Consider the following 23,207-nt stretch of genomic DNA (forward strand, 5'->3'; position numbering starts at 1 on the left):
TTTCGCGGCTCCCCCTCACCAAAAAGAGGAGAGGCAGAAAGAGAGCTTGATCATGGGTTTCAAAGTTGCAATCGCAGGCGCCACCGGCAATGTCGGGCGCGAAATGCTGAACATCCTGGCGGAACGTGGTTTCCCGGCGGATGAAGTTGTTCCTCTGGCTTCCGCACGTAGCCAGGGCACGGAAGTGTCGTATGGCGACCGCACGCTGAAGGTTGCCAATCTCGAGAATTACGATTTTTCCGATACCGATATCTGCCTGATGTCGGCCGGTGGCGATGTATCGAAGAGGTGGTCTCCGAAGATCGGTGCGCAGGGTTGCGTCGTTATCGATAACTCGTCTGCCTGGCGCTACGATCAGGACGTTCCGCTGATCGTTCCGGAAGTCAATGCCGATGCGGTGGAAGGCTTCAGAAAGAAGAACATCATTGCCAACCCGAATTGCTCCACGGCGCAGCTTGTCGTCGCTCTGAAGCCGCTTCACGATGCCGCCAAGATCAAGCGCGTTGTCGTCTCCACCTACCAGTCCGTCTCCGGTGCAGGCAAGGAAGGCATGGACGAGTTGTTCCAGCAGACCCGCGCCGTCTTCGTGGCCGATCCGGTCGAAACCAAGAAGTTCACCAAGCGCATCGCCTTCAACGTCATTCCGCATATCGATGTCTTCATGGAAGACGGTTACACCAAGGAAGAGTGGAAGGTTCTGGCAGAAACCAAGAAGATGCTGGACCCGAAGATCAAGGTGACGTGCACCGCTGTGCGTGTTCCCGTCTTCATCGGCCACTCGGAATCGGTCAATATCGAGTTCGAAAACGAAATCACTGCCGATCAGGCACGTGACATTCTGCGCGAAGCACCCGGTTGCCTCGTCATCGACAAGCACGAAAACGGCGGCTACATCACGCCGGTGGAGTGCGCTGGCGAAGATGCGACCTATATTTCGCGTATCCGCGAGGACGCAACCGTCGAAAACGGCCTCAATATCTGGGTCGTTTCCGACAACCTGCGCAAGGGTGCGGCACTGAACGCCGTTCAGATCGCTGAACTTCTGATCAACCGTGGTCTCATCAAGCCACGCAAAGCCGCTGCGTGATACGGTTTTTTAACAACTATTAACTATAACCCGTCCGTTACTTTCGAGAATGGGCGGGTTTTCAATCTTCGTGCCTATCACAGCCAGTTCATTTGCTGGTTATGAAGACGAACGGCAATTTGTGCCTTTCAATTCTCGCTAGTGGAATGAATTTGACGTTTGATACCCATCTGCGGTGATCTTGAGGATCAAATGTCACAGTCGGACCATTAGAACGGCGAACATGGCGAGGGGCTGTCCCTCACTTTATCAAAGGCAGATACGGATGCGGGCAATAAAGGCTTTTTCCCTTGGTGCGACGGCAGTTGCAATGCTGGCGGCGACGCCGCTGCAGGCGGCGCAATGCGGCAATACCTCGGCTGGTTTCGGCAACTGGGTGCAATCCTTCAAGCAGGAAGCGGCGGGCCGCGGCGTCAGCCCGGCAGTGCTCGATCGCGCTTTCTCCAACGTCACCTACAACCAGGCGACGATCCGCGCGGACCGCGGTCAGCACAGCTTCAAGCTTTCCTTCGATCAGTTCATGCAAAAGCGCGGTGGCCAGGCCATCATTTCGCGCGGCAAGGCGATGAAGAAGAACAATGCGGCGCTGTTTGCCAATATCGAGCGCGCCTACGGCGTTCCGGCCGGCCCGCTTCTGGCGATCTGGGGCATGGAAACCGGTTTCGGCGGGTTCATGGGCAACCAGCACACACTGTCTGCCGTCGCGACGCTCTCTTATGATTGTCGCCGTTCCGACTATTTCACCGAGCAGCTTTACGCAGCCTTGAAGCTGGTGGGCAATGGTTCGCTCAACATCAACGCCAAGGGCGCAGCCCATGGCGAAATCGGCCAGACCCAGTTCCTGCCGTTGAACGTCGTGCGCTATGGCGTCGACTTCGATCGCGATGGTCGCATTGATCTCGTCGGATCGCGCGCCGATGCGCTGGCTTCGACCGCAAACTTCCTTGCTGGACACGGCTGGCAGCGTGGCGCCGGTTATCAGCCGGGCCAGCCAAGCTTTGCCGCGATCCAGGGCTGGAACGCAGCGACTGTCTATCAGCAGGCGATTGCCTACATCGGCAAGGCGATCGACGGGCAATAGTCGCGGTGAAAGCCGTTTGTAGAGCGGCTGACGTGACATGATCCTCTAGTTGAAGCTCCGTGTGTCCTATTGGACGCACGGAGCTTTACCTTTTGAAGCACGATGCTGTAGCCCCGGGGGATCACACTTCCGGACGACGGAAATCGCCGGTCTTGCTGTCCATCACCCACAATTCGCCAGTCGAGATATCGAACCAGGCGCCGTGCAGTTTCACTTTGCCTGCTGTCTCCTGCGCCTTGACGAAGGGGAAGCCACGCAGATTGTGGATGGAATTGCGAATGGAGACGCGCTCAAGCGCTGTCTGCCTTTCGCCTGAGGTCATCACATCATTGCTCTGGATTTGCTCGGCGGCGGATTTGACGAGGTTCATCCATTTGCCGATGAAATCGCCAGGCGAGAGCGACTCGAAATTCGGGTCGAGTGCCGCCTGGATGCCGCCACAGCGGCCGTGGCCCATGACCACGATGTCCTTCACCTTCAGAACCTGGACAGCATATTCGATGGCAGCCGAGGTTGCGTGATACTGGCCGTCCGGCTCGAAGGGCGGCACCATGTTTGCCACATTGCGCATGACGAACAGCTCACCCGGGCCGCAATCGAAAATCGTTTCGGGCGCCGAGCGGGAGTCGCAACAGGCAATGAACAAGGTCTGTGGTTTCTGGCCGCTATCGGCCAGAGTGCGGTATCGGTCGCGTTCACCGGCATAACGGCCGCTCATGAAGTTCTTGTAGCCGTTCAGAAGATAATCTGGAAAATCCTTCATTCGATCTCGCAGTGCCGTTGGTCGCTACCGGGAACGCCTCGTCATGAGGCGCATGAAACTTGACCGCTATTTGCCCTTGCTTCGGGAAGGATGCAAGAGATGGCGCATCTGAACCATCGCCATGGGTGTGGAAAGGCTTGACGCATCTGTCTCGAGCGTGAGCTCGTTGGCGCCTCGCTTCATGGTGCGGGCCAGAATTTCAAAAACGCTGGCGGTTGCCAGTTGCAGCGCCTTTTCGTCATCCACGCCTTGAAGCATGCGCGCGAGAAAGACCGCGGCAAGCAGGTCGCCCAGTCCGTTCGGCACGTTGTCGATGGCGCGGTGTTCGGCAAGCAGCGCATGGCGACCGCTGAGGAACAGATTGCCGATGCCGTTTGCCATCATCGGAACTGCGGAGGTGACGAGCATTTTCGGCGGACCGAGCGCAAGGGCCGCATCCATGATCTCGGCATTGGTGTCGAGTTCAGCACCGCTCATCCAGGCCAGTTCATAGCGATTGGGCGTGGAAACCGTCGCAAGTGGTACAAGCTCGTCGCGGATCGCTTCGGCGGTTTCGATCGGGACATAAAGCCCGCCCTTGTCTCCCATGACCGGGTCGCAGACATAGATCAGATCGGGGTTGTTTTCCCTCAATGTGCGGATCAAACGCGCGACCGAACGCACCTGGTCGGCGCTGCCGAAATAGCCGGTGAGGACCGCTTTGACTTCTCCACGCCATTTCGATGCCGCCAGATCGCCCATGGCCGCATCGAAGGCCTCGCCATCGAAACGAAGACGGGTGGAGGGTCCTTGGGCGGGATGCCATGGCATCACGATCGTGGGCACAGCCCAGACAGGAAAACCGAGCGTCTCCAGCCCAAAGACGGCAGCCCGATTGCCCACGGAACCGCGCATGACATGGCTGGAAATGACGATGACGGAGCCGCTGATATTGTCTTGCACGAATGTCATTCCTTCATTGAAGGATTGGAGAGGCACACACTCTCTCACCCTAAGCAGAGGTATCGAAGTTTTTTAGGTTTTAGAGGGAGCGACATAGGGGCGCAAGGTCAGGACGTTTGGGATGGTTTCGAAGAAACGGATGACCCCAGGCTTTGCTGGTTTAGGCGCTGTCGAGGTCTCGCTTGCCAGCCTGCTGGGTAGGAAAAAGCCCCGGACGATTGATCCGGGGCTTGTAGAAGAGACTATTGGTTGGCGGTGACGGTGACGCCCAGAACACTCGGGATCGTGTTCGGCGCCCCCATTGCCGCGCCCATGATCATCGGGAAGGGAACGGGTTTTGCCGGCGCTGCCGAGATCGTGAAGTTCTTCGGATCGTCGACATAGGTGTTCACAGCCGCAGATACGGCGTTCTGCAGTTCCGGAATGTTGAGCTGTGCGATCATCATCGGCGCCATGCCCTTGATCATCTGGGAAAGCTGCTGGCTCGTCGTGCCCTGCTCCTTGGCGGCGTAATCGATACCGCGCTTGGTGATGCCGGCATCATCGAAGCTAATCTTGGCATTGTTGAAGGTCAGCTGCTGCATGAGACCAAGCATGGCAAGGCCGAAGGCCTGATCTGCCTGTTCCTTGTTGGGATTGGCTTCCTGCGCCTTGACGGCATCCTGCATCGACTTGATGAAAGCCATTGTATAGCCGGAGACGCTGAAGCTCATATCCAGGCGACCGACATTCTCGACGTCGATGGAGTATTCGTCGACATTGATCGTGCCGGGTGCAACTTCCCAAGAGCCGTTGACGGTGAGGTCGCCGCTCAGAGATTTCAGCTGAAGCGCGTCGATCGCCTCTTTCGACTTCGGATCGGTAACGCCGCTCAGATCGCCCTTGAAGCCCTCTGCAGTGAGATCGAAGCTAAGCGTGCCACCATCTTCGCTCTTGGTCATCGTGGCATTGCTCTCGGCGATCGAGAACGCTTCCTTGCCATCGATCTTGACCGAGGCCGGGCCGGTATGGGCTTCATCGTAAAACAGCATGGCATCGACTGTATTTGCCGTTGCGTCAGCTGGAACCACGACGCCAGTCATGTAAAGGTCGTCGATGGTGATCGCCACCTTTTCCTTGGCGTAGTTGACGTTCTCGAAGCTCATCTTCTCAATGGTGTAGCCGCCATTGTCTTCTTCGACGCCTTCGAGCGTGACGTTGCCAATCGGAAACTGCTGTGCCGGGTCCATGCCGCTGCCAATGACGACGCCGGACAGCGTGACATTGTCGCCGTTGGTGGCGACGGACTTGGCCGTGATTTCTGCGCCCTGTACCTGGTAGGCAGCATTCATTTTCTTCAGCACATCGGCGCCATCCAGGGCGAAAGCCGGAGAGGCAAATGCCAGTACGGCTGCGCTGGCAAACAGGAAATTCCGTGTGGTTTCAAGTCTCATTCTGTCTCTTCCCTTAAGGCGCGAACATCCGCAACAAGAATAGGCACATCACGCGTCCACATATGCAGCACGAGCGCGATTGACCGAAGTGGTACTGTGCAACGAATGGCTGAATTGCGGCACAAAAACAAGATTGCATAAAAATATAGGCTTAACGCTTGTCATCCACAGCGCAGAAAGCCCGGATTTCTTGCCCCAACCGCCTATTTCCGATAGGCAGTCGCCATGGGAAAAAATCTTAATCCGCCATCGGGCGGAGACGACGATCATATTGTGCCGGTCGATTTGAAGGCGGCGCTCGAAGAGCGTTACCTCGCCTATGCGCTATCGACTATCATGCATCGCGCGCTTCCGGATGTTCGTGACGGATTGAAGCCGGTTCATCGACGCATCGTGCATGCCATGAGCGAGATGGGTATTCGTCCCAATTCCGCGTTCAAGAAATGCGCCCGTATCGTCGGCGATGTCATGGGTAAATTCCACCCGCATGGCGATGCGTCGATCTACGATGCGCTCGTGCGACTTTCACAGGATTTTGCCATTCGCTACCCGCTGGTTGATGGCCAGGGTAACTTTGGCAATATCGACGGCGATGGCGCAGCCGCCATGCGTTACACCGAAGCGCGTATGACCGATGTCGCGGCTCTGCTTCTGGAAGGCATCGAGCAGGACGCAGTCGATTTTCGTCCGACCTACAACGAGGAAGACGAAGAACCGGTCGTGATGCCCGGCGCGTTTCCAAACCTGCTGGCCAATGGCTCCTCCGGCATCGCAGTCGGCATGGCGACGTCTATCCCGCCGCACAATGCCCATGAAATCTGCGACGCCGCGCTTCATCTGATCAAGCATCCGGATGCAAGCGTCGAGAAGCTGTTGGAATTCATTCCCGGTCCCGATCTACCAACGGGCGGCATCATTATCGAAAGCCGTGAGAATATTCTCGAGGCCTACAAGACCGGTCGCGGCGGGTTCCGCGTCCGTGCCAAATGGGAAACGGAAGATCTCGGCCGTGGCGGTTACCAGATCGTCATTACCGAAATTCCGTTCCAGGTGCAGAAGTCGCGGCTGATCGAAAAGATCGCCGAACTGCTGCTGGCCCGCAGGCTGCCGCTTCTGGAAGACGTGCGCGACGAATCCGCTGAAGACGTTCGTATCGTTCTGGTGCCGAAAAACCGCACGGTAGATGCGACGCTGCTGATGGAATCGCTTTTCCGTCTGTCGGATCTGGAAAGCCGCATTCCGCTGAACATGAACGTGCTGTCGCTGGGCCGCGTGCCCAAGGTCATGGCGCTGAACGAGGTGCTGACCGAGTGGCTGGCGCACCGCAAGGAAGTTCTGGTTCGCCGCTCGAAATTCCGCCTGGCGGCAATTGACCGTCGCCTGGAAATTCTCGGCGGTCTGCTGATTGCCTATCTCAACATCGATGAGATCATCCGCATCATCCGTGAAGAGGACGAGCCGAAGCCGGTGATGATGGCGCGATTCGGTCTGACGGATAACCAGGCCGAAGCCATTCTCAACATGCGCCTTCGCTCGTTGCGCAAGCTGGAAGAATTCGAAATCCGTACGGAATTCGACGAACTCAGCAAGGAAAAGGGCGAGATCGAATCCCTCCTGGCATCTGACGAGAAACAGTGGCAGGCGGTCTCCTGGGAGATCGGTGAGGTCAAGAAGAAATACGCCAAGGCAACCGAACTCGGCCGCCGCCGCACGCAGTTTGCCGATGCGCCGAATGCCGATGTCGAAGCCATCCAGCAGGCGATGATCGAGAAAGAGCCGGTCACGATCGTCATCTCGCAGAAGGGCTGGATCAGGGCGTTGAAGGGCCATATGTCGGATACGTCGAGCCTGACCTTCAAGGAAGGCGACGGGCCGAAGCTGGCCTTCCCGGCGCAGACGACCGACAAGCTGCTTCTCGTAACCACCGGCGGCAAGGTCTATACGCTCGGCGCCGACAAGCTGCCTGGCGGCCGCGGCCACGGCGAGCCGGTGCGCATCATGGTTGATATGGAGAATGATCAGGACATCCTGACCGCCTTTGTCCACGATGCATCCCGCAAGCTGCTGATCGTCTCGACCGGCGGCAATGGCTTTGTCATCCCGGAAACGGAAATGGTCGCCAACACCCGCAAGGGCAAGCAGATCATGAACGTCTCCATGCCGGACGAAACCAAGCTCGTGGTACCTGTCATCGGCGATCACGTCGCTGTCGTCGGCGAGAACCGCAAGATGCTGACCTTCCCATTGTCGCAAGTGCCGGAAATGTCGCGTGGCAAGGGTGTCCGCCTGCAGCGTTACAAGGATGGCGGCGTGTCGGACGTGAAGTGCTTCGCGATCGCGACCGGTCTGTCCTGGGAAGACAGCGCCGGGCGCTCCTTCTCCAAGGTCGGAGACGAACTGCTTGAATGGATGGGCGATCGCGCCGGTGTCGGCCGCAGCGTTCCGAAAGGCTTTCCGCGCAGTGGGAAGTTCGGCGGCTAAAGTTGATAAATAACAGCTTCCGGGGACGGAAGCTGTCATCGATTAGCGGAATGCTACGGTGTGATCGTTGAAGAAAGCGGTAATGCCCTCTTCGTCTATTTCACCCGCCGCCACGGCCAGAACGAATTCGATGACGGTGCTTTGATCGGCGACAAGTTCGTAGCCGTTGATCAGCAAGAACGTATAGGCGGCCAGAAAGCCGGTGCGTTTATTTCCGTCAGAAAACGGGTGGTTGCGAGCAATACCGAAGAGATATGCCGCAGCGAGCGCCATTAAATTCTCTTCGCCATACACCGCTTTGTTGACGGGCCGCGCCAGCGCCGCTTCAAGCGCGTTGTCATCCTTCAATCCAGGCAGACCACCATGTGCTTCGATCTGCTCCTGATGAATGATGGTTATGGCTGCTTTGGAGAGCCACTTGATTGTCACTTAGCGAGCTCCCGAAGGGCAACCTTGTACTTTTCCATGCCGCGACGAGCGGCTGCCAGTTGCTCTTGAAGATCAGATTGCTCTGGGACGAGCTCCAATTTCTGCCCGTCTTCACTCAATGTCAGGACATCGCCAGCCTTGACTCCAAGGCGATCCAGAACCTCTTTCGGGATGATGATCCCTTCCGAATTGCCAATCTTGCGAACCGTCACATTCATCTCAAACACTCCGTTATAACGCTGTTATAACATAATTTGAGAGATGCGGCAATTACAGGGTCAAACGGTTTCTGGCGTGTATAATTCCCAGCCGCGCGGCGTCAGATGCTCTTGGGGATGATACCGCGTCTTGTATCCCATCTTGTCTGAGCCATCGACCCAGTAGCCCAAATAGACATGGGGCAGACCAAGCGTGCGGGTGCGGGCAATGTGGTCCAGGATCATGAACGTACCGAGCGAGCGCTTCTCAAGATCGGGATTGAAGAAGGAATAGACCATGGAGAGGCCGTCGCTCATCATGTCTGTAAGGGCGACAGCGATCAACTCTCCGCGTTTGCTATCATCGATACTCGCACCCGGTTCTCGCTTTCGATACTCGATGATGCGCGTGTTGACATGGGTGTCTTCCACCATCACCGCGTAATCGAGCGCCGACATGTCCGACATGCCGCCTGACGTATGACGACGATCAAGGTAGCGGCGGAAGAGCGAGAACTGTTCGGTGGATGGTTCAGCCCGATGAACCGTCGCCACGAGATCGTTATTCGTCGCCATTATTCGCCGCATCGACTTCGTTGGCGTGAAGCCATCGGCCAGGATTCTGACGGAGACGCAGGCACGGCAATTCTCGCAGGCGGGACGATAGGCGATGTTTTGAGAGCGACGAAACCCGCCCTGCGTCAGCAGGTCGTTCATCTCCGGCGCGCGAGGGCCTACCAGATGCGTAAAAACCTTCCGCTCCAACTGGTTCGGAAGATAGGGGCAAGTGGCCGGTGCGGTGAGATAAAATTGCGGAGAAGGCGTCGTCTGCGTGTTCATCGAACCCAATCGCTCCCTTCGCAAGCCAACCTTCTATGTCAGAATGACAAAAAGGTGGAAAACGTCAACTCTCGAAGAGACCTGTCAATAAAATTGAAGCCGCCGGAGCTGCTTCATCACATTTTGCTGTGAATTCTCAGCGGGTTCTGATCGTCACTGTTCCCAGAAGGAAGTCGTGGACCAGTCTGGAGCGCTCGGTGAACAGGCCTGCCAGCAGGATAAGCGGCGTCAGGATCGAGTTGATGATCCAGAAGAGCGCGATATGAGCCGTCGAGATCAGGAAGTCGATTCGACGACCGTCAAGGCGCGCCATCTGAATGCCGGCCACACGCATGCCAGGGGTAGCCTGTGCGGCACTGCCGAGCGTCATGCCGAAATAGAGGATGGCGACGATGAAGAACAGCGCAGGAAAGAGCATGAAGCCAAAGCCGAGCGTCAGGATGCCGAGAAAAAACACGATCACGGCTGCCGGAATGCACAGCAGAAGCACCATCACATAGTCGATGATGAACGCCACGACGCGACGGCTCAGCACGCCCTCATAGGCGCGCCAGTCCTCTGTCGGAACGTAGGTCGGGTTCGGGTTGAAGCTCATCGGCGGTTTCTCCTTTTCAGCAAAGATATGGTGTGGACCGCCGCAAATGCAATGAGCCCGCTCCTCAGCCCTTTGCGAGCTTTTTCGCCACGTCGACGGCGAAGTAGGTGAGGATCCCATCGCAACCGGCCCGCTTGAAGCAGAGCAGGGTTTCCATCATCACCCGGTCGCCATCGATCCAGCCATTCATCGCCGCCGCCTTGATCTGCGCATACTCGCCCGAGACCTGATAGGCGAAGGTCGGAAGGCCAAAAGCATCCTTCAGCCGCCAACAGATGTCGAGATAGGGAAGGCCTGGCTTCACCATCAGCATGTCGGCGCCTTCTTCCACGTCGAGAGCGGCATCCCGCATCGCTTCCGTGCCGTTTGCCGGGCTGATGTAATAGCTGTTCTTGTCGCCTTTCAGAAGGCCACTGGTGGAAATCGCCTCGCGATAGGGCCCATAGAAACCCGAGGAGAATTTTGTCGCATAGGCCATAATGCCGACGCCCTGATGGCCCGCCGCATCGAGCCCACGGCGGATCGCGCCGATCCGGCCGTCCATCATTTCGGAAGGCGCGATGATATCCGCACCCGCATCCGCCTGCATGACAGCGGCTCTCACCACCTGATCGACCGTTTCGTCATTGACGATATCGTCGCCGCGCAGGATCCCGTCATGCCCGTGGCTGGTGAAGGGATCGAGCGCTACATCGGTGATCACGCCGATATTGGGAACCGCCCTCTTGATCGCTGCCGTGGCCTGGTTGATCAGGTTATTGGCTTCCAGTACCTGGGATCCTGTCTCGTCTCGCAGTTCCATTTCAATATTGGGGAATGTCGCAAGGGCCGGGATGCCGAGATCGGCCGCTTCTTTGGCTGCTTCGACCAGCTTGTCGACGCTCATGCGATTGACGCCGGGCATTGAGGGGATGGGATCGACGATGTTCGTACCGGGAACGACGAAGACCGGCCAGATCAGATCATCAACCGTCAGTTGGTTCTCGCGCACGAGCCTGCGTGTCCAGTCGGCCTTGCGGATGCGCCGCATGCGACGGTGGCCAGTAATGTGATCTACCAGATGGGTCTTGTCGGTCATGTCTTTTCCTCAAAAGCCTGTCCGGTGGATCTGGTCCCTCGGCCATGCTCTCTTATGATGTTTCCGTCTTTATTTTGGAAGCTGCGCGTGAACGCGGCTTCGATAGGACGCCAGAGTGTGATGATGGCATAACATAAGAGAAGTGGTGTGCGAATGCGACGCTCTGACCCACGGCCAGCTCGAAATTCTTGAGCGCTTTTCGATACGGGCGATCCGCCATGTCCTGACATTTGAGCGCCGTAAAAGGAGTGCGGCGGGCAGTGCCGCTCAAGAGGGCTGTGACCTCCCGCAATTATCCATTGGCAGGAGCTACGCCGGAAACGTATCTTCGCGCCATGGAACCTGATTCTCCACCGCACCCGAAGCTGCCTTTGACGGAAATCCTCTACTTTGTCTTTCTCAGACTGGTGGCGGCTTCCTGTTTCTGGTTCGGACTGCAATACTGGGCCATGCTGACGGGTTATACGCTAAGCGGCCACGCGCGCTTCGATATGCTCAATCTTCCCTGGCGGGTTGCGGGAACCGGGCTGGCCGTCGTCTTTCCAGTCGCTGCTCTTGGGCTGTGGCTTGGCGTATCGTGGGGCGCCGTCATCTGGGTTATCGGCGCGGGTGCGCAGATTGCCATGTACAAGGTGTGGCCCAATATCTTCGGCAGCAACACGCTGGTCCCGGTCGTGCACTGCATCGTGGCAACTGTTTATATACTATTCCAGGTCGCTTTCTGGCTGGATGCGCGCCAAAATGACGAGCGCGCAAGAATTGATTCACCATAATAATAAAGCTCTTGCGGCCTGATTTTCCGGAAATTTGTTGGCTAAACTATTGATTTAATTGGCGCTCATAATTCCGTGTCGCTGCCCGTCGCTCCTCAGCCCGTGGGCGCTGACATCCGGTAACCACTCGTTAATGATGCATTTTAAGTAGAATTTTATGCGCATTGCTTAGGTTTGCTCTCAAGGCGGGAAACAAAATCAACACCGCCAAACAAAACAGTGAGGCAGTCATGATCAATAGCAAAGCAAAGCCACAGGCAGTTGTAACCGACGTACAGGAAGAAGCCATCCGTTCGCTCTACATGGAGTCCCTCCATCTCGTCGAACGCCTGCACCGCCGCCTTCTCGATGTCATCAAGGACGAGTTCGATCGTCAGGGTCGCGATGACGTCAACGCCGTTCAGGCACTCCTGCTCTTCAACATCGGCACCTCCGAACTGACCGCCGGCGAGCTTCGCTCGCGTGGCTACTATCTCGGCTCAAACGTTTCCTACAACGTCAAGAAGCTCGTCGACCTCGGCTTCATCAACCACCAGCGCTCGCGCATCGACCGCCGCTCGGTTCGCATTTCGCTGACCGACAAGGGCCAGGACATCGCCGAAACGGTCGCTCGCCTCTATGAGCGCCACATCGGCTCGATCGAAAAGGTCGGCGGCATCGGCACCGGTGAATTCGCCGAAATGAACAAGCTGCTGCAGCGCCTGGATCGCTTCTGGAACGACTCGATCGCATACCGCCTCTAAGAGCAGCGCCATCCATTTTTGCAAAGCCGGATGCCAAAACGCGTCCGGCTTGTTGCATTTTTGTGCGGTTCACGCTGAAACGGCCGGGCGACACAGCTTCGTGAGCAGTGTCAAGGTGACACGAATTGGCCATATTGGTATGGGACCGCCAAAGCGAGGGAGCCGGCGGTCTCTTCCATCATCGCATGATGCGTCAGTTTTGATTTCGCATGAAGTATTTCCTGCCGGCAGGCGTCCGAAAACGTTTGTTAATCATGTTGTTCTAGGCATCCATAAGGTTGCCTGACGAAATGGCTGGTAGGTAGAATGACTAAGAAATCCGTGCCCGAATTGCTCTCTCGCCGCACCATGCTGCGCTCCGCCGTTTCGCTCGGCGCTGTCGCGCTGGCAGCGCCTGCGCTGGCGCAGGATGCGTTCAACGATCTGATCGGATCCTCGCGCCGCGGCAATTGGGACGATCAGTTCGATGCGAACTCCTCGCGCTCGGCCGTTGGCGTCGTTTCCAACAACCCGGTTCTTGGTCCTGAAGCCCCCACCTATATGCAGCAGGCGATCATGCAGTATCAGCAGATCGTCTCCAATGGTGGATGGCCGGAAGTACCGCCAAGCCAGCAGCGTCTGCAGATCGGCGTCAGCGATCCGTCCGTTCAGGCGCTTCGCCAGCGTCTGATGATTTCGGGCGATCTTCCGCGTGAAGCCGGTATCTCCAGCGCGTTCGATTCCTACGTCGATGGTGCGTTGAAGCGCTTCCAGGCACGCCATGGCCTTCCAGCAGACGGCGTGATCGGCGAATATACGCTGAAAGCGCTGAACGTTTCGGCGCAGCTGCGCATGGCACAGCTGCAGACCAACCTCATCCGCATTCAGACGATGGCGGGCGATCTCGGCCAACGCCACGTGATGGTGAACATTCCGGCAGCCTCGATCGAGGCGGTGGAAAACAACCGCGTGGTTCTGCGCAACACGGCTGTTGTCGGCCGCGCCAGCCGCCCGACGCACATCATCAACTCGAAGATCTACGAAATCATTCTCAACCCATACTGGACGGCTCCGCGCTCGATCGTCGAAAAGGACATCGTTCCGCTGATGCAGAAGGATCCGACCTATCTGGAGCGCAACAACATCCGCCTGCTGGATGGCCGTGGCCAGGAAGTGTCTCCGCAGACAGTGGATTGGTTTGCGCCCAAGGCGCCGAACCTGATGTTCCGTCAGGACCCCGGCAAGAACAACGCCATGTCCTCGACCAAGATCAACTTCCACAACCCGAACAACGAATACATGCATGACACGCCCCAGCAGGGCCTGTTCAACAAGCTGATGCGCTTTGAATCCTCAGGCTGCGTGCGTGTGCAGAACGTGCGCGACCTGACGACCTGGATGCTGCGCGACACGCCCGGCTGGTCGCGCCAGGAAATCGAGCGCGTCATTGCAAGCCGCGTGAACACGCCGATCAAACTCTCCACCGAAATCCCGGTCTACTTTGTCTACATCACCGCATGGTCGGCAAAGGATGGCGTCGTGCAGTTCCGTGACGATATCTACGGCAATGACGGCAATGCCGAATTGGCGCTCAATACGACCAACACGCAGGAGCAGCCATCCGGCTCCATCGGCGAGGATCTGTTGCCGCGCAACTGATCGCTGTTCAGACAGACAAGAAAAGCCGCGCCCCACCGGACGCGGCTTTTTTTCTTTGTGCGTGTCGCGCATTTTGCATTTTTTACGCGCGACGTCGCAGTTTGACGGTCAAATCTCGCTGCGCTTATTGCTCTTATACGGGTGGGGCGCTAAGACGCCATCGCATTACTGTTTCAGGAGCCTTCATCATGTCGAACACAGATGCCTTCTTCTCCAAACCGCTTGCCGAAATCGATCCGGATATCTTTGGCGCGATCGAGAAGGAGCTGGGTCGCCAGCGTCACGAGATCGAGCTGATTGCTTCGGAAAACATCGTGTCCCGCGCCGTGCTCGAAGCCCAGGGCTCGATCATGACCAACAAATATGCTGAAGGCTATCCGGGTAAGCGCTATTATGGCGGCTGCCAGTTCGTCGATATTGCCGAAGAGCTTGCCATCGACCGCGCCAAGAAGCTGTTCGGCGTCAACTTTGCCAACGTTCAGCCAAACTCCGGCTCGCAGATGAACCAGGCCGTTTTCCTCGCGCTCTTGCAGCCGGGCGATACGTTCATGGGTCTCGACCTGAATTCGGGAGGTCACTTGACCCACGGCTCGCCGGTCAACATGTCCGGCAAGTGGTTCAACGTCGTCTCCTATGGCGTTCGTGAAGGCGACAACCTGCTCGACATGGACGAAGTGGAACGCAAGGCCAAGGAAACCAAGCCGGAGCTCATTCTGGCTGGCGGCACTGCCTATTCCCGCGTCTGGGACTGGAAGCGCTTCCGCGAGATCGCCGACGAAGTCGGTGCCTACCTCATGGTCGACATGGCGCACATTGCAGGCCTCGTTGCCGGTGGCCAGCATCCTTCGCCATTCCCGCATGCGCATGTGGCAACCACCACCACCCACAAGTCTCTGCGCGGCCCGCGCGGTGGCATGATCCTGACGAACGACGAAGATTTGGCGAAGAAGTTCAACTCCGCCGTCTTCCCTGGTCTCCAGGGCGGTCCGCTGATGCACGTCATCGCTGCCAAGGCTGTCGCCTTCGGTGAAGCGCTGAAGCCGGAGTTCAAGGATTACGCAGCCCAGGTCGTCAAGAACGCCAAGGTTCTGTCAGAAACGCTGATCGAAGGCGGCGTCGATGTCGTTTCCGGCGGCACGGACAACCACCTGATGCTGGTCGATCTTCGCAAGAAGAACGCCACCGGCAAGCGCGCGGAAGCAGCACTCGGTCGCGCCTACATCACCTGCAACAAGAACGGCATTCCGTTCGATCCAGAAAAGCCTTTCGTCACCTCCGGTATCCGCCTCGGCACGCCGGCTGGCACGACCCGTGGCTTCAAGGAAGCCGAGTTCCGCGAAATCGGCAAGCTGATCGTGGAAGTTCTCGATGGTCTGAAGGTTGCCAATTCCGATGAAGGCAATGCCTCCGTGGAATCAGCGGTACGCGAGAAGGTCGTCGCTCTGACCGATCGCTTCCCGATGTATCCCTACATGTAAGAAGGCGATAGGATGCGCTGCCCTTTCTGCGGTTCTGAAGACACTCAGGTCAAGGACTCACGTCCGGCGGAGGATAATACCTCCATCCGCCGGCGGCGCATCTGCCCGGATTGCGGCGGCCGCTTCACCACCTATGAGCGCGTGCAACTGCGCGAACTGATGGTGATCAAGAAGAGCGGCCGCAAGCTGGCATTCGATCGGGAGAAGCTGGTGCGATCCTTCGAGATCGCGCTACGCAAGCGCCCTGTCGATCGCGATCGTATCGAGCGCGCAGTGTCCGGCATCGTGCGCCGGCTGGAAAGCTCGGGCGAAACGGAAATCGCATCGGAAGAAATCGGCCTGCAGGTGCTGGAAGCGCTGAAGAGTCTCGATGACGTGGCATTCGTCCGCTACGCCTCGGTCTATCGCGATTTTTCCCATGCGGAAGACTTCGAAAACGTCATTGCGGAAATCAACGCCAAGATCGCCCGCGATACAGATTCCGGAACCTGAGACTGTGGCTTCCCAGGCCGAAGACGAAAGATTCATGGCGCGCGCCATCGAGGTTTCGCGTCAGAATACTGGCTTCACCGATACCAACCCTTCCGTTGGCTGCGTTCTCGTGAAGGATGGCGTGATCGTCGCCGAAGCCGTCACCTCGGTCGGCGGCAGACCACATGCCGAGCACAATGCGCTGGACCTTGCCGGTGAAGCGGCGCGTGGCGCAACCGCCTACGTCACGCTCGAGCCCTGCGCCCATTGGGGAAAGACGCCGCCCTGCGCCAACGCACTGGCGCATTATGGCGTCGCCCGTGTCGTCGTGGCCGTGGACGATCCGGACGAACGCGTCTCGGGCCGTGGCTACCAGGTCTTGCGCGATGCGGGGATCGAAGTCCAGACAGGTGTGCTGCGGAGGGAGGGCGAGCGCGCTCTTGCCGCCTATCTCACGCGCAAGATCAAGAAGCGCCCCCACGTGATCCTGAAACTCGCGGTCTCTGCCGATGGCATGATTGGCCGAAAGGGCGCTGGCCAGGTTGCTATTACAGGCGCGGAAGCGCGCCGCGCCGTGCATGAATTGCGTGCCCACTGCGACGGCATTCTCGTGGGTATCGGCACGGCTATCGCCGATGATCCAGAACTCAACGTCCGCATATCGGGAATGGAACAGTATTCGCCCATTCGCTTCGTGCTGGACAGACGACTGGAATTGCCGACCCATTCCAAGCTGGTGAAGACCGCGCGCGACGTTCCGCTTGTCGTCGTGGAAATGCCAAGTTCTGCAGATGCACGCGATCTTGCGGAGAGGCGCGCTGCGCTGGCATCGGCAGGCGCCGAAGTCCTGAGTGCGAAGAACATTGAGGATCTGCTCCTCATACTCGGTGCACGCGGGCTTTCGGAGCTTCTCGTCGAAGGTGGTGCAGTTGCCGCCAAGGCCTTCCTCGAGGCGGGCTTGGTGGATCGCATCCTGTTGTTCGAAAGCCCGACCGTCATTGGTACCGGCGGTATTGAAACGCCGATCAAGCGCGCCGATATCCCTGACACCTATTCCCTCGTCGGTGAGACCGTCTACGGTCCCGACCGCTGTTTCGATTATGAAAGGCCGCTTTGATGTTTACGGGTATCGTCACCGATGTTGGAACCGTTTCCGAGCTTCACCCGCTGGCCGAAGGCGTACGTCTGCGCGTCGCCACCAATTACGATCCGAAGACCATCGATATGGGCGCGTCCATTTCCCATGGCGGGGTTTGCCTGACAGTGACGAAACTGCCGGAAGAGGGCAGCAATGAGCGCTGGTATGAGGTCGAAGCCTGGGAAGAGGCGCTTCGCCTCACCACCATATCCGCCTGGGAGAAGGGAACGCGCGTCAATCTCGAGCGCGCCTTGAAAATCGGCGACGAGCTCGGCGGCCATATCGTTTCAGGCCACGTCGATGGCAAGGCCGAAATTCTTGCCGTCGAGCCGGAAGGGGAGGCGGTCCGTATCCGTTTGCGCGCTCCGGAGCATCTGGCGAAGTTCGTTGCGCCCAAAGGCTCGGTGGCGCTGGACGGAACCTCGCTGACAGTGAATGCGGTGGACGGTCCGGATTTCGATGTCCTGTTGATCCGCCACACGCTTTCCGTCACCACCTGGGGCGATCGCAAGCCTGGCGATTTCGTCAATTTCGAAGTCGATACCATGGCCCGTTACGCAGCACGGCTTGCGGAATTTCCGTCGAAGTAGGATGCTCCGTCACAATGATGAAGGCGCTGAGTGAGCGCCAAACTCTGCGGAGCTCACAATGGCGTCTTATGAACTACTTGCGGCGTTCCTGGTTACGACGGTTCTGTTTGCCTATGTGCCAGGACCTGCGATGCTTTACACAATAGCCCAGACCATGGCGCGGGGCCGCGCTGCCGGCTTGATGGCCGTGCTCGGCATTCACCTTGGCTGTTATGTCCATATCATTGCGGCGGCCGCTGGCCTTTCGGTCCTGTTTCAGGCAGTCCCGTGGCTTTATCTCGCGGTGAAGTTCGGCGGTGCCTGCTATCTCATCTGGCTTGGCTTCTCCATGCTCAGAGCCCGGCTCAACGACGAAGCAACGGGCAGCGTCACGATTTCTCAGAAGTCTGCAAAGCGGGCCTTCATCGACAGCATTGTCGTTGAGGTGTTGAACCCGAAGACGGCGTTGTTCTTCCTGGCATTCCTGCCGCAATTCGTCGACCCCGCTGCTGTGTTTCCGATCTGGCTGCAGTTCCTGATCCTCGGCGTTGCCGTCAACATCATCTTCACCTCGGCGGATTTTGTCGTGGTTCTGGTGGCGGGGCTTGCCGCTGGACGGTTGAAGCGGTCGGCTTTGGCGCAAACGGTTGCCCGGCGTGGAGCCGGTGCGATTTTGATGGGGCTCGGTCTCCATCTGGCGTGGCAGAGAAGCTGATCGTAGCCACGAAACCGGCTCGCGGCATCGCGCACGCGGCAGCATTGCATTAAAAATGCTTGCCAAGCGCGGCCAGCCATGGTTTGACCGCCCCAAAAGCCGGTATGATCCGGCGCAAATTTTCAGGAAACCCCCATGTCCCAGCCCCATCTTCTCATCGTGGAAGCACGCTTTTATGACGATATGGCCGATGCCCTGCTCGATGGCGCAAAGTTCGCGCTCGAAGAGGCTGGCGCCACCTATGACATCATCACTGTTCCAGGCGCGCTGGAGATTCCCTCAGCGATTGCCATGGCGCTCGATGGCGCAGACAATGGCGGCACGGAATATGATGGCTTCGTTGCGCTCGGCATGGTCATCCGCGGTGAAACCTATCACTTCGATATCGTCGCCAATGAATCCTCCCGCGCTATCATGGACCTTACCGTCAGCGAGTCGCTCGCCATCGGCAATGGCATCCTGACCGTTGAAAACGACGAGCAGGCCTGGGCGCGCGTTCGTCGTTCCGACAAGGACAAGGGCGGTTTTGCCGCACGTGCCGCGCTGACCATGATCGAGTTGAAAAAGAAGCTGGGTGGTTGATCGGATGACGAGTGTCGAAAACGGCGCAGAGCCGCGTCAGCCTTCCATCAAGCCCGTCAACCAGCGTGGCGCTGCCCGCCTTGCGGCGGTACAGGCGCTCTACCAGATGGATGTCGGCGGTACCGGCGTCATGGAAGTTGTTGCCGAATATGAGACGCACCGCCTTGGCAAGGAAGTGGATGGCGAGACCTATCTGAAGGCCGACCCGTCCTGGTTCCGCTCGATCGTTTCAGGCGTCGTGCGCGACCAGACGAAGATCGACCCGCTGGTGCGTTCCGCACTTCAGGAAGACTGGCCGCTGTCGCGTCTCGACACCACCGTTCGCGCGATCCTGCGTGCCGGCGCCTTCGAAATCCTTGAGCGTAAGGACGTTCCGGTCGCAGTGATCGTCACCGAATATGTCGAGATCGCCCGCGCGTTCTTCGAAAATGACGAGCCGAAGCTCGTCAACGCGGTTCTCGATCGTATTGCAAAGCAGGTTCGCGGCGAGACCAAGCGTTAAGTTTCACGCCCTCACTTTTTGATTTCCCGCAAGGCTGGACAGCAAGTCACGCTATAGTCTTTGCGGGACATACTCCGATTGGGAAGGTGGGGACGAGATGAGCGCGGTATCGGTTGCGGGCCTGGAAGGCCAATTGTCTGAGGCCAAGCGCAACGTTTTCCTCCTCACCGTCGCACAGGCCATTCTCGGTTCTGCCGGACCGTTGAGTTTTTCGGTGGGCGCGCTTGCGGGTTACCAACTCCTCGGAGCCGACAAATCCCTGGCGACGGCGCCGCTTACCGGCTTCAACATCGGTGTTGCCCTCGGTGCCGTGGCGGTTGCGCTTGCCGCTCGTTTTCTCGGGCGCAAAGCAGGCTTCATTCTGGGAGCGCTTCTGTGTTCGACCGGCGGCGCGCTGGCTGCCGTGGCACTCTTTCGGATGGATTTCTGGCTCTTCGCGCTCGGCTTGATGCTCATCGGTCTTGCTGGCGGCTTCACCCAGAAAATCCGTTTCGCAGCGGCCGATGCCTCGCCCTCCTTCTATAAGCCGAAGGCCATTTCCTGGATTCTTGCGGGCGGGGTTGTCTCTGCCATTGTCGGCCCCCAACTTGCCATTTTCGGTAAGGACGTCCTTGCGCCGGTCACCTTCGCAGGCACATTCATTGCGCTCGTGCCGCTTGGACTTCTGGCCGCTGGGATCTTGTGTTTTCTGAAGCTGCCGGAGTTGAAGCAGACGGTTTCCAGTGCTCAAGCACGGCCGCTCTTCGAGATCATCGCCACCCGCCGCTTCATCACCGGCATGATCTGCGGCATCGGCTCCTATGCTCTGATGACATTCATGATGACAGGCGCGCCGCTTGCCATGGTCATCGGCTGCGAATTTCCGAGCGAACTGGCAACGCTTGGAATACAGTGGCACGTGCTTGCCATGTTCGGGCCAAGCTTTTTTACCGGTGTCCTGATTACCCGCTTCGGCGCGGAGAAGGTGGTGGCGGCGGGTCTCGTCATACTCATGGCCTGCGCCATCGTCGCCCATATGGGCGTCGAACTCTGGAACTTCTGGCTGGCACTGATCCTGCTCGGAGCAGGGTGGAACTTCGGATTCATCGGCGCAACCTCGATCGTATCCTCCAGCTACCGGCCGCATGAAGCGGACAAGGTGCAGGGGTTTCACGACATTATCCTCTTCGGCACGGTTGCGGTTTCGTCCTTCTCGTCAGGGCAGGTCTTCACCGCCTGGGGCTGGTCGGTGATGAACCTCGTCATCTGGCCAGTCGCCGGTTTTTGCCTCATCCTCGTGCTGACATTGATTTTCAGCCGGACGCAAAAAGTGGTCTGAATCAGAACCATACGCACCAGCACGTGATCTTCGGGCTTGACGCGACGCGTCATCGCAACGCAATCTTGCCACCGCAAGCCATTCTTCCCGGGGAGGGGATGAAATGGCTCATCCTGGTGTAAGGCGTTCTGCGCCTCACGCCCCGCATGTGGTTTCGCCCGCCGGGGAAATGTGACGAACCGGCACAATGGGAGGTAAGTGCGAATGACCGTCATTGCATTGGTAATTTTATGCGGTGTCCTATCGATCGCTTATGCGATTTGGGCAACGAAGAGCGTTCTGGATGCCGATCAAGGCAACGAGCGCATGCGTGAAATAGCAGGCTATATTCGCGAGGGAGCTCAGGCCTATCTCGCACGTCAATATCTGACCATCGCAATCGTCGGTATCATCGTCACGATCGCTGCGTGGATTCTTCTCTCTCCGGAAGCCGCAGTCGGTTTCGTCATTGGCGCCGTTCTTTCCGGTGCTGCCGGTTTCGTCGGCATGCATGTTTCGGTACGGGCCAATCTTCGCACGGCCCAAGCCGCATCCCATAGCCTCGCAGCCGGTCTCGATATCGCCTTCAAGTCCGGCGCCATCACCGGCATGCTTGTTGCTGGCCTGGCACTGCTCGGCGTCTCCATCTATTATTTCATTCTGACTTCGGTGCTCGGCCATCCAACCGGCTCGCGCGACGTGATCGATGCGCTGGTCTCGCTCGGCTTCGGCGCATCGCTGATCTCGATCTTCGCCCGTCTTGGCGGCGGCATTTTCACCAAGGGTGCGGATGTCGGCGGTGACCTCGTCGGCAAGGTAGAGGCTGGTATCCCGGAAGACGATCCGCGCAACCCGGCCACCATTGCCGACAATGTCGGCGATAATGTCGGCGACTGCGCAGGCATGGCCGCCGACCTCTTCGAAACCTACGCAGTTTCTGTGGTGGCGACGATGGTTCTGGCAGCGATCTTCTTTGCTGGCGCGCCGGTGCTGGAAAACGCCATGCTCTATCCGCTCGCCATCTGCGGCGTCTGCATTCTCACCTCGATTGCCGGGACCTTCTTCGTCAAGCTCGGCACCAACAATTCGATCATGGGCGCGCTCTATAAGGGCCTGATTGCCACCGGCATCTTCTCGATTGCCGGGCTTGCGGTCGCAACCTCGCTCACCATCGGCTGGGGTTCTATCGGAACCGTTGCCGGAATGGACATCACCGGCACCAATCTGTTCTTCTGCGGCCTTCTTGGCCTCCTAGTAACGGCGCTGATTGTCGTCATCACCGAATACTACACCGGCACCAACAAGCGTCCGGTCAACTCCATCGCTCAGGCGTCGGTCACCGGCCACGGCACCAACGTCATCCAGGGGCTTGCGGTCTCGCTAGAATCGACAGCACTTCCCGCCATCGTCATCGTTGGGGGCATCATCTCCACATACCAGTTGGCGGGCCTGTTCGGTACGGGCATCGCGGTTACCGCGATGCTCGGTCTTGCCGGCATGATCGTTGCGCTCGATGCCTTTGGCCCGGTGACGGACAATGCCGGCGGCATTGCCGAAATGGCGGGTCTCGACCCGGATGTGCGCAAGGCCACCGACGCGCTCGACGCAGTCGGTAACACCACCAAGGCCGTGACCAAGGGCTATGCCATCGGCTCGGCCGGTCTCGGCGCCCTCGTTCTGTTTGCGGCTTATTCCAACGACCTTGCCTACTTCGCGGCGAACGGCGCAACCTATCCCTACTTCCAGGATGTCGGCGAGATTTCCTTCAGCCTCTCCAACCCTTACGTGGTGGCGGGTCTGATCTTCGGCGGTCTGATCCCCTATCTCTTCGGTGGTATTGCCATGACCGCCGTCGGCAAGGCGGCCGGCTCCATCGTGGAGGAGGTTCGCCGCCAGTTCCGCGAAAAGCCCGGCATCATGCAGGGCACGGAAAAGCCGGATTACGGCAAGGCCGTGGACCTGCTGACCAAGGCAGCCATCCGCGAAATGGTCATCCCGTCGCTGCTGCCGGTGCTGGCACCGATCGTCGTCTATTTCGGCGTGCTGCTGATTTCCGGCTCCAAGGCGTCTGCCTTTGCAGCCCTCGGCGCCTCGCTGCTCGGCGTCATCATCAACGGCCTCTTTGTTGCAATTTCCATGACCTCGGGCGGCGGTGCCTGGGATAACGCCAAGAAGAGCTTCGAAGACGGCTTCGTCGACAAGGATGGCGTGCGCCATGTCAAAGGCTCGGATGCCCACAAGGCATCCGTTACCGGCGATACCGTGGGTGACCCTTACAAGGATACGGCTGGTCCCGCAGTCAATCCGGCTATCAAGATCACCAATATCGTGGCGCTGCTGCTGCTGGCGGTCTTGGCGGGTTGATATCAAAAATT

At 58.3% G+C, this 23,207-nt stretch carries 23 protein-coding genes; 15 read left to right on the forward strand and 8 right to left on the reverse strand.

Annotation, left to right across the window (positions count from 1 at the left end):
• Positions 1 to 52 precede the first annotated feature (52 nt).
• Both EYC79_RS01540 and EYC79_RS01545 read left to right on the forward strand, forming a co-directional pair.
• The gene (locus EYC79_RS01540) at positions 53 to 1,087 is read left to right on the forward strand and encodes an aspartate-semialdehyde dehydrogenase (protein ID WP_130976990.1); all 1,035 of its coding nucleotides are present in this window, start codon (positions 53 to 55) and stop codon (positions 1,085 to 1,087) included.
• Between the two features lie 265 nt (positions 1,088 to 1,352).
• Positions 1,353 to 2,168: a lytic murein transglycosylase gene (locus tag EYC79_RS01545; RefSeq protein ID WP_062443516.1), complete on the forward strand. Its 816-nt coding sequence runs from the start codon at positions 1,353 to 1,355 to the stop codon at positions 2,166 to 2,168.
• 121 nt (positions 2,169 to 2,289) lie between these two features.
• Here EYC79_RS01545 and EYC79_RS01550 read toward each other — a convergent pair whose 3' ends face one another.
• The 3 genes from EYC79_RS01550 to EYC79_RS01560 all read right to left on the reverse strand — a co-directional run bounded on the left by EYC79_RS01550 (position 2,290) and on the right by EYC79_RS01560 (position 5,306).
• Entirely contained in the window at positions 2,290 to 2,931 is a 642-nt protein-coding gene (locus EYC79_RS01550) for a carbonic anhydrase (RefSeq protein ID WP_062443513.1), read from the reverse strand.
• 66 nt (positions 2,932 to 2,997) lie between these two features.
• Complete coding sequence (gene pdxY / locus EYC79_RS01555; protein ID WP_130976991.1) at positions 2,998 to 3,873, reverse strand: pyridoxal kinase PdxY; 876 nt, start codon at positions 3,871 to 3,873, stop codon at positions 2,998 to 3,000.
• A gap of 242 nt (positions 3,874 to 4,115) precedes the next feature.
• Positions 4,116 to 5,306 carry a hypothetical protein gene (locus tag EYC79_RS01560; RefSeq protein WP_130976992.1) on the reverse strand — a complete coding sequence of 397 codons (1,191 nt, stop codon included), beginning with the start codon at positions 5,304 to 5,306 and terminating at the stop codon, positions 4,116 to 4,118.
• 225 nt (positions 5,307 to 5,531) lie between these two features.
• Here EYC79_RS01560 and parC point away from each other — a divergent pair, with 225 nt between their 5' ends.
• A complete protein-coding gene (gene parC, locus EYC79_RS01565; protein ID WP_062423532.1) occupies positions 5,532 to 7,787 on the forward strand; it encodes a DNA topoisomerase IV subunit A in 2,256 nt (751 codons plus the stop codon).
• A gap of 42 nt (positions 7,788 to 7,829) precedes the next feature.
• Here the strand turns inward: parC and EYC79_RS01570 are convergent, their stop codons facing one another.
• The 5 genes from EYC79_RS01570 to hemB form a co-directional block, all read right to left on the reverse strand.
• Complete coding sequence (locus tag EYC79_RS01570; RefSeq protein WP_130976993.1) at positions 7,830 to 8,216, reverse strand: type II toxin-antitoxin system death-on-curing family toxin; 387 nt, start codon at positions 8,214 to 8,216, stop codon at positions 7,830 to 7,832.
• Positions 8,213 to 8,434, reverse strand: coding sequence for an AbrB/MazE/SpoVT family DNA-binding domain-containing protein (locus EYC79_RS01575; protein WP_062423530.1), 222 nt, complete (start codon positions 8,432 to 8,434; stop codon positions 8,213 to 8,215). Before EYC79_RS01575 ends, EYC79_RS01570 begins: the two co-directional genes overlap by 4 nt.
• 60 nt (positions 8,435 to 8,494) lie before the next feature.
• Entirely contained in the window at positions 8,495 to 9,253 is a 759-nt protein-coding gene (locus EYC79_RS01580; protein ID WP_062600516.1) for an arginyltransferase, read from the reverse strand.
• Between the two features lie 136 nt (positions 9,254 to 9,389).
• Positions 9,390 to 9,848, reverse strand: a complete 459-nt coding sequence (locus EYC79_RS01585) for an RDD family protein (protein WP_062443497.1) — start codon at positions 9,846 to 9,848, stop codon at positions 9,390 to 9,392.
• Between the two features lie 64 nt (positions 9,849 to 9,912).
• Positions 9,913 to 10,926: a porphobilinogen synthase gene (hemB, locus tag EYC79_RS01590; protein WP_113267598.1), complete on the reverse strand. Its 1,014-nt coding sequence runs from the start codon at positions 10,924 to 10,926 to the stop codon at positions 9,913 to 9,915.
• Positions 10,927 to 11,261: 335 nt separating this feature from the next.
• Between hemB and EYC79_RS01595 the strand changes: the two genes are divergently transcribed.
• The 12 genes from EYC79_RS01595 to EYC79_RS01650 all read left to right on the forward strand — a co-directional run bounded on the left by EYC79_RS01595 (position 11,262) and on the right by EYC79_RS01650 (position 23,196).
• The gene (locus EYC79_RS01595) at positions 11,262 to 11,699 is read left to right on the forward strand and encodes a DUF6163 family protein (protein ID WP_130976994.1); all 438 of its coding nucleotides are present in this window, start codon (positions 11,262 to 11,264) and stop codon (positions 11,697 to 11,699) included.
• A 233-nt stretch (positions 11,700 to 11,932) separates the two neighbouring features.
• Positions 11,933 to 12,442 (forward strand): transcriptional regulator LdtR, encoded by a 510-nt coding sequence (gene ldtR, locus EYC79_RS01600; RefSeq protein WP_186330162.1) that lies wholly within the window; start codon positions 11,933 to 11,935, stop codon positions 12,440 to 12,442.
• A 306-nt stretch (positions 12,443 to 12,748) separates the two neighbouring features.
• Positions 12,749 to 14,080, forward strand: coding sequence for a L,D-transpeptidase family protein (locus EYC79_RS01605; protein WP_130976995.1), 1,332 nt, complete (start codon positions 12,749 to 12,751; stop codon positions 14,078 to 14,080).
• 188 nt (positions 14,081 to 14,268) lie between these two features.
• Complete coding sequence (gene glyA, locus EYC79_RS01610) at positions 14,269 to 15,558, forward strand: serine hydroxymethyltransferase (protein WP_130976996.1); 1,290 nt, start codon at positions 14,269 to 14,271, stop codon at positions 15,556 to 15,558.
• A 12-nt stretch (positions 15,559 to 15,570) separates the two neighbouring features.
• Positions 15,571 to 16,050, forward strand: a complete 480-nt coding sequence (gene nrdR / locus EYC79_RS01615; RefSeq protein ID WP_062423522.1) for a transcriptional regulator NrdR — start codon at positions 15,571 to 15,573, stop codon at positions 16,048 to 16,050.
• A 4-nt stretch (positions 16,051 to 16,054) separates the two neighbouring features.
• Positions 16,055 to 17,146 carry a bifunctional diaminohydroxyphosphoribosylaminopyrimidine deaminase/5-amino-6-(5-phosphoribosylamino)uracil reductase RibD gene (gene ribD, locus EYC79_RS01620; protein WP_130976997.1) on the forward strand — a complete coding sequence of 364 codons (1,092 nt, stop codon included), beginning with the start codon at positions 16,055 to 16,057 and terminating at the stop codon, positions 17,144 to 17,146.
• Positions 17,146 to 17,757: a riboflavin synthase gene (locus EYC79_RS01625; protein ID WP_062443486.1), complete on the forward strand. Its 612-nt coding sequence runs from the start codon at positions 17,146 to 17,148 to the stop codon at positions 17,755 to 17,757. The genes ribD and EYC79_RS01625 overlap by 1 nt, the downstream gene beginning before the upstream one ends.
• A gap of 58 nt (positions 17,758 to 17,815) precedes the next feature.
• Positions 17,816 to 18,451, forward strand: coding sequence for a LysE family translocator (locus tag EYC79_RS01630; RefSeq protein WP_130976998.1), 636 nt, complete (start codon positions 17,816 to 17,818; stop codon positions 18,449 to 18,451).
• 135 nt (positions 18,452 to 18,586) lie between these two features.
• The gene (gene ribH / locus EYC79_RS01635; RefSeq protein WP_062443485.1) at positions 18,587 to 19,033 is read left to right on the forward strand and encodes a 6,7-dimethyl-8-ribityllumazine synthase; all 447 of its coding nucleotides are present in this window, start codon (positions 18,587 to 18,589) and stop codon (positions 19,031 to 19,033) included.
• Between the two features lie 4 nt (positions 19,034 to 19,037).
• Complete coding sequence (gene nusB, locus EYC79_RS01640) at positions 19,038 to 19,535, forward strand: transcription antitermination factor NusB (protein WP_113176368.1); 498 nt, start codon at positions 19,038 to 19,040, stop codon at positions 19,533 to 19,535.
• Positions 19,536 to 19,632: 97 nt separating this feature from the next.
• Complete coding sequence (locus tag EYC79_RS01645; RefSeq protein WP_130976999.1) at positions 19,633 to 20,853, forward strand: MFS transporter; 1,221 nt, start codon at positions 19,633 to 19,635, stop codon at positions 20,851 to 20,853.
• Positions 20,854 to 21,057: 204 nt separating this feature from the next.
• A complete protein-coding gene (locus EYC79_RS01650; protein ID WP_062423516.1) occupies positions 21,058 to 23,196 on the forward strand; it encodes a sodium-translocating pyrophosphatase in 2,139 nt (712 codons plus the stop codon).
• Positions 23,197 to 23,207 lie beyond the last annotated feature (11 nt).

This window comes from Agrobacterium cavarae, from assembly GCF_004310285.1.
Taxonomy (GTDB): domain Bacteria; phylum Pseudomonadota; class Alphaproteobacteria; order Rhizobiales; family Rhizobiaceae; genus Agrobacterium; species Agrobacterium cavarae.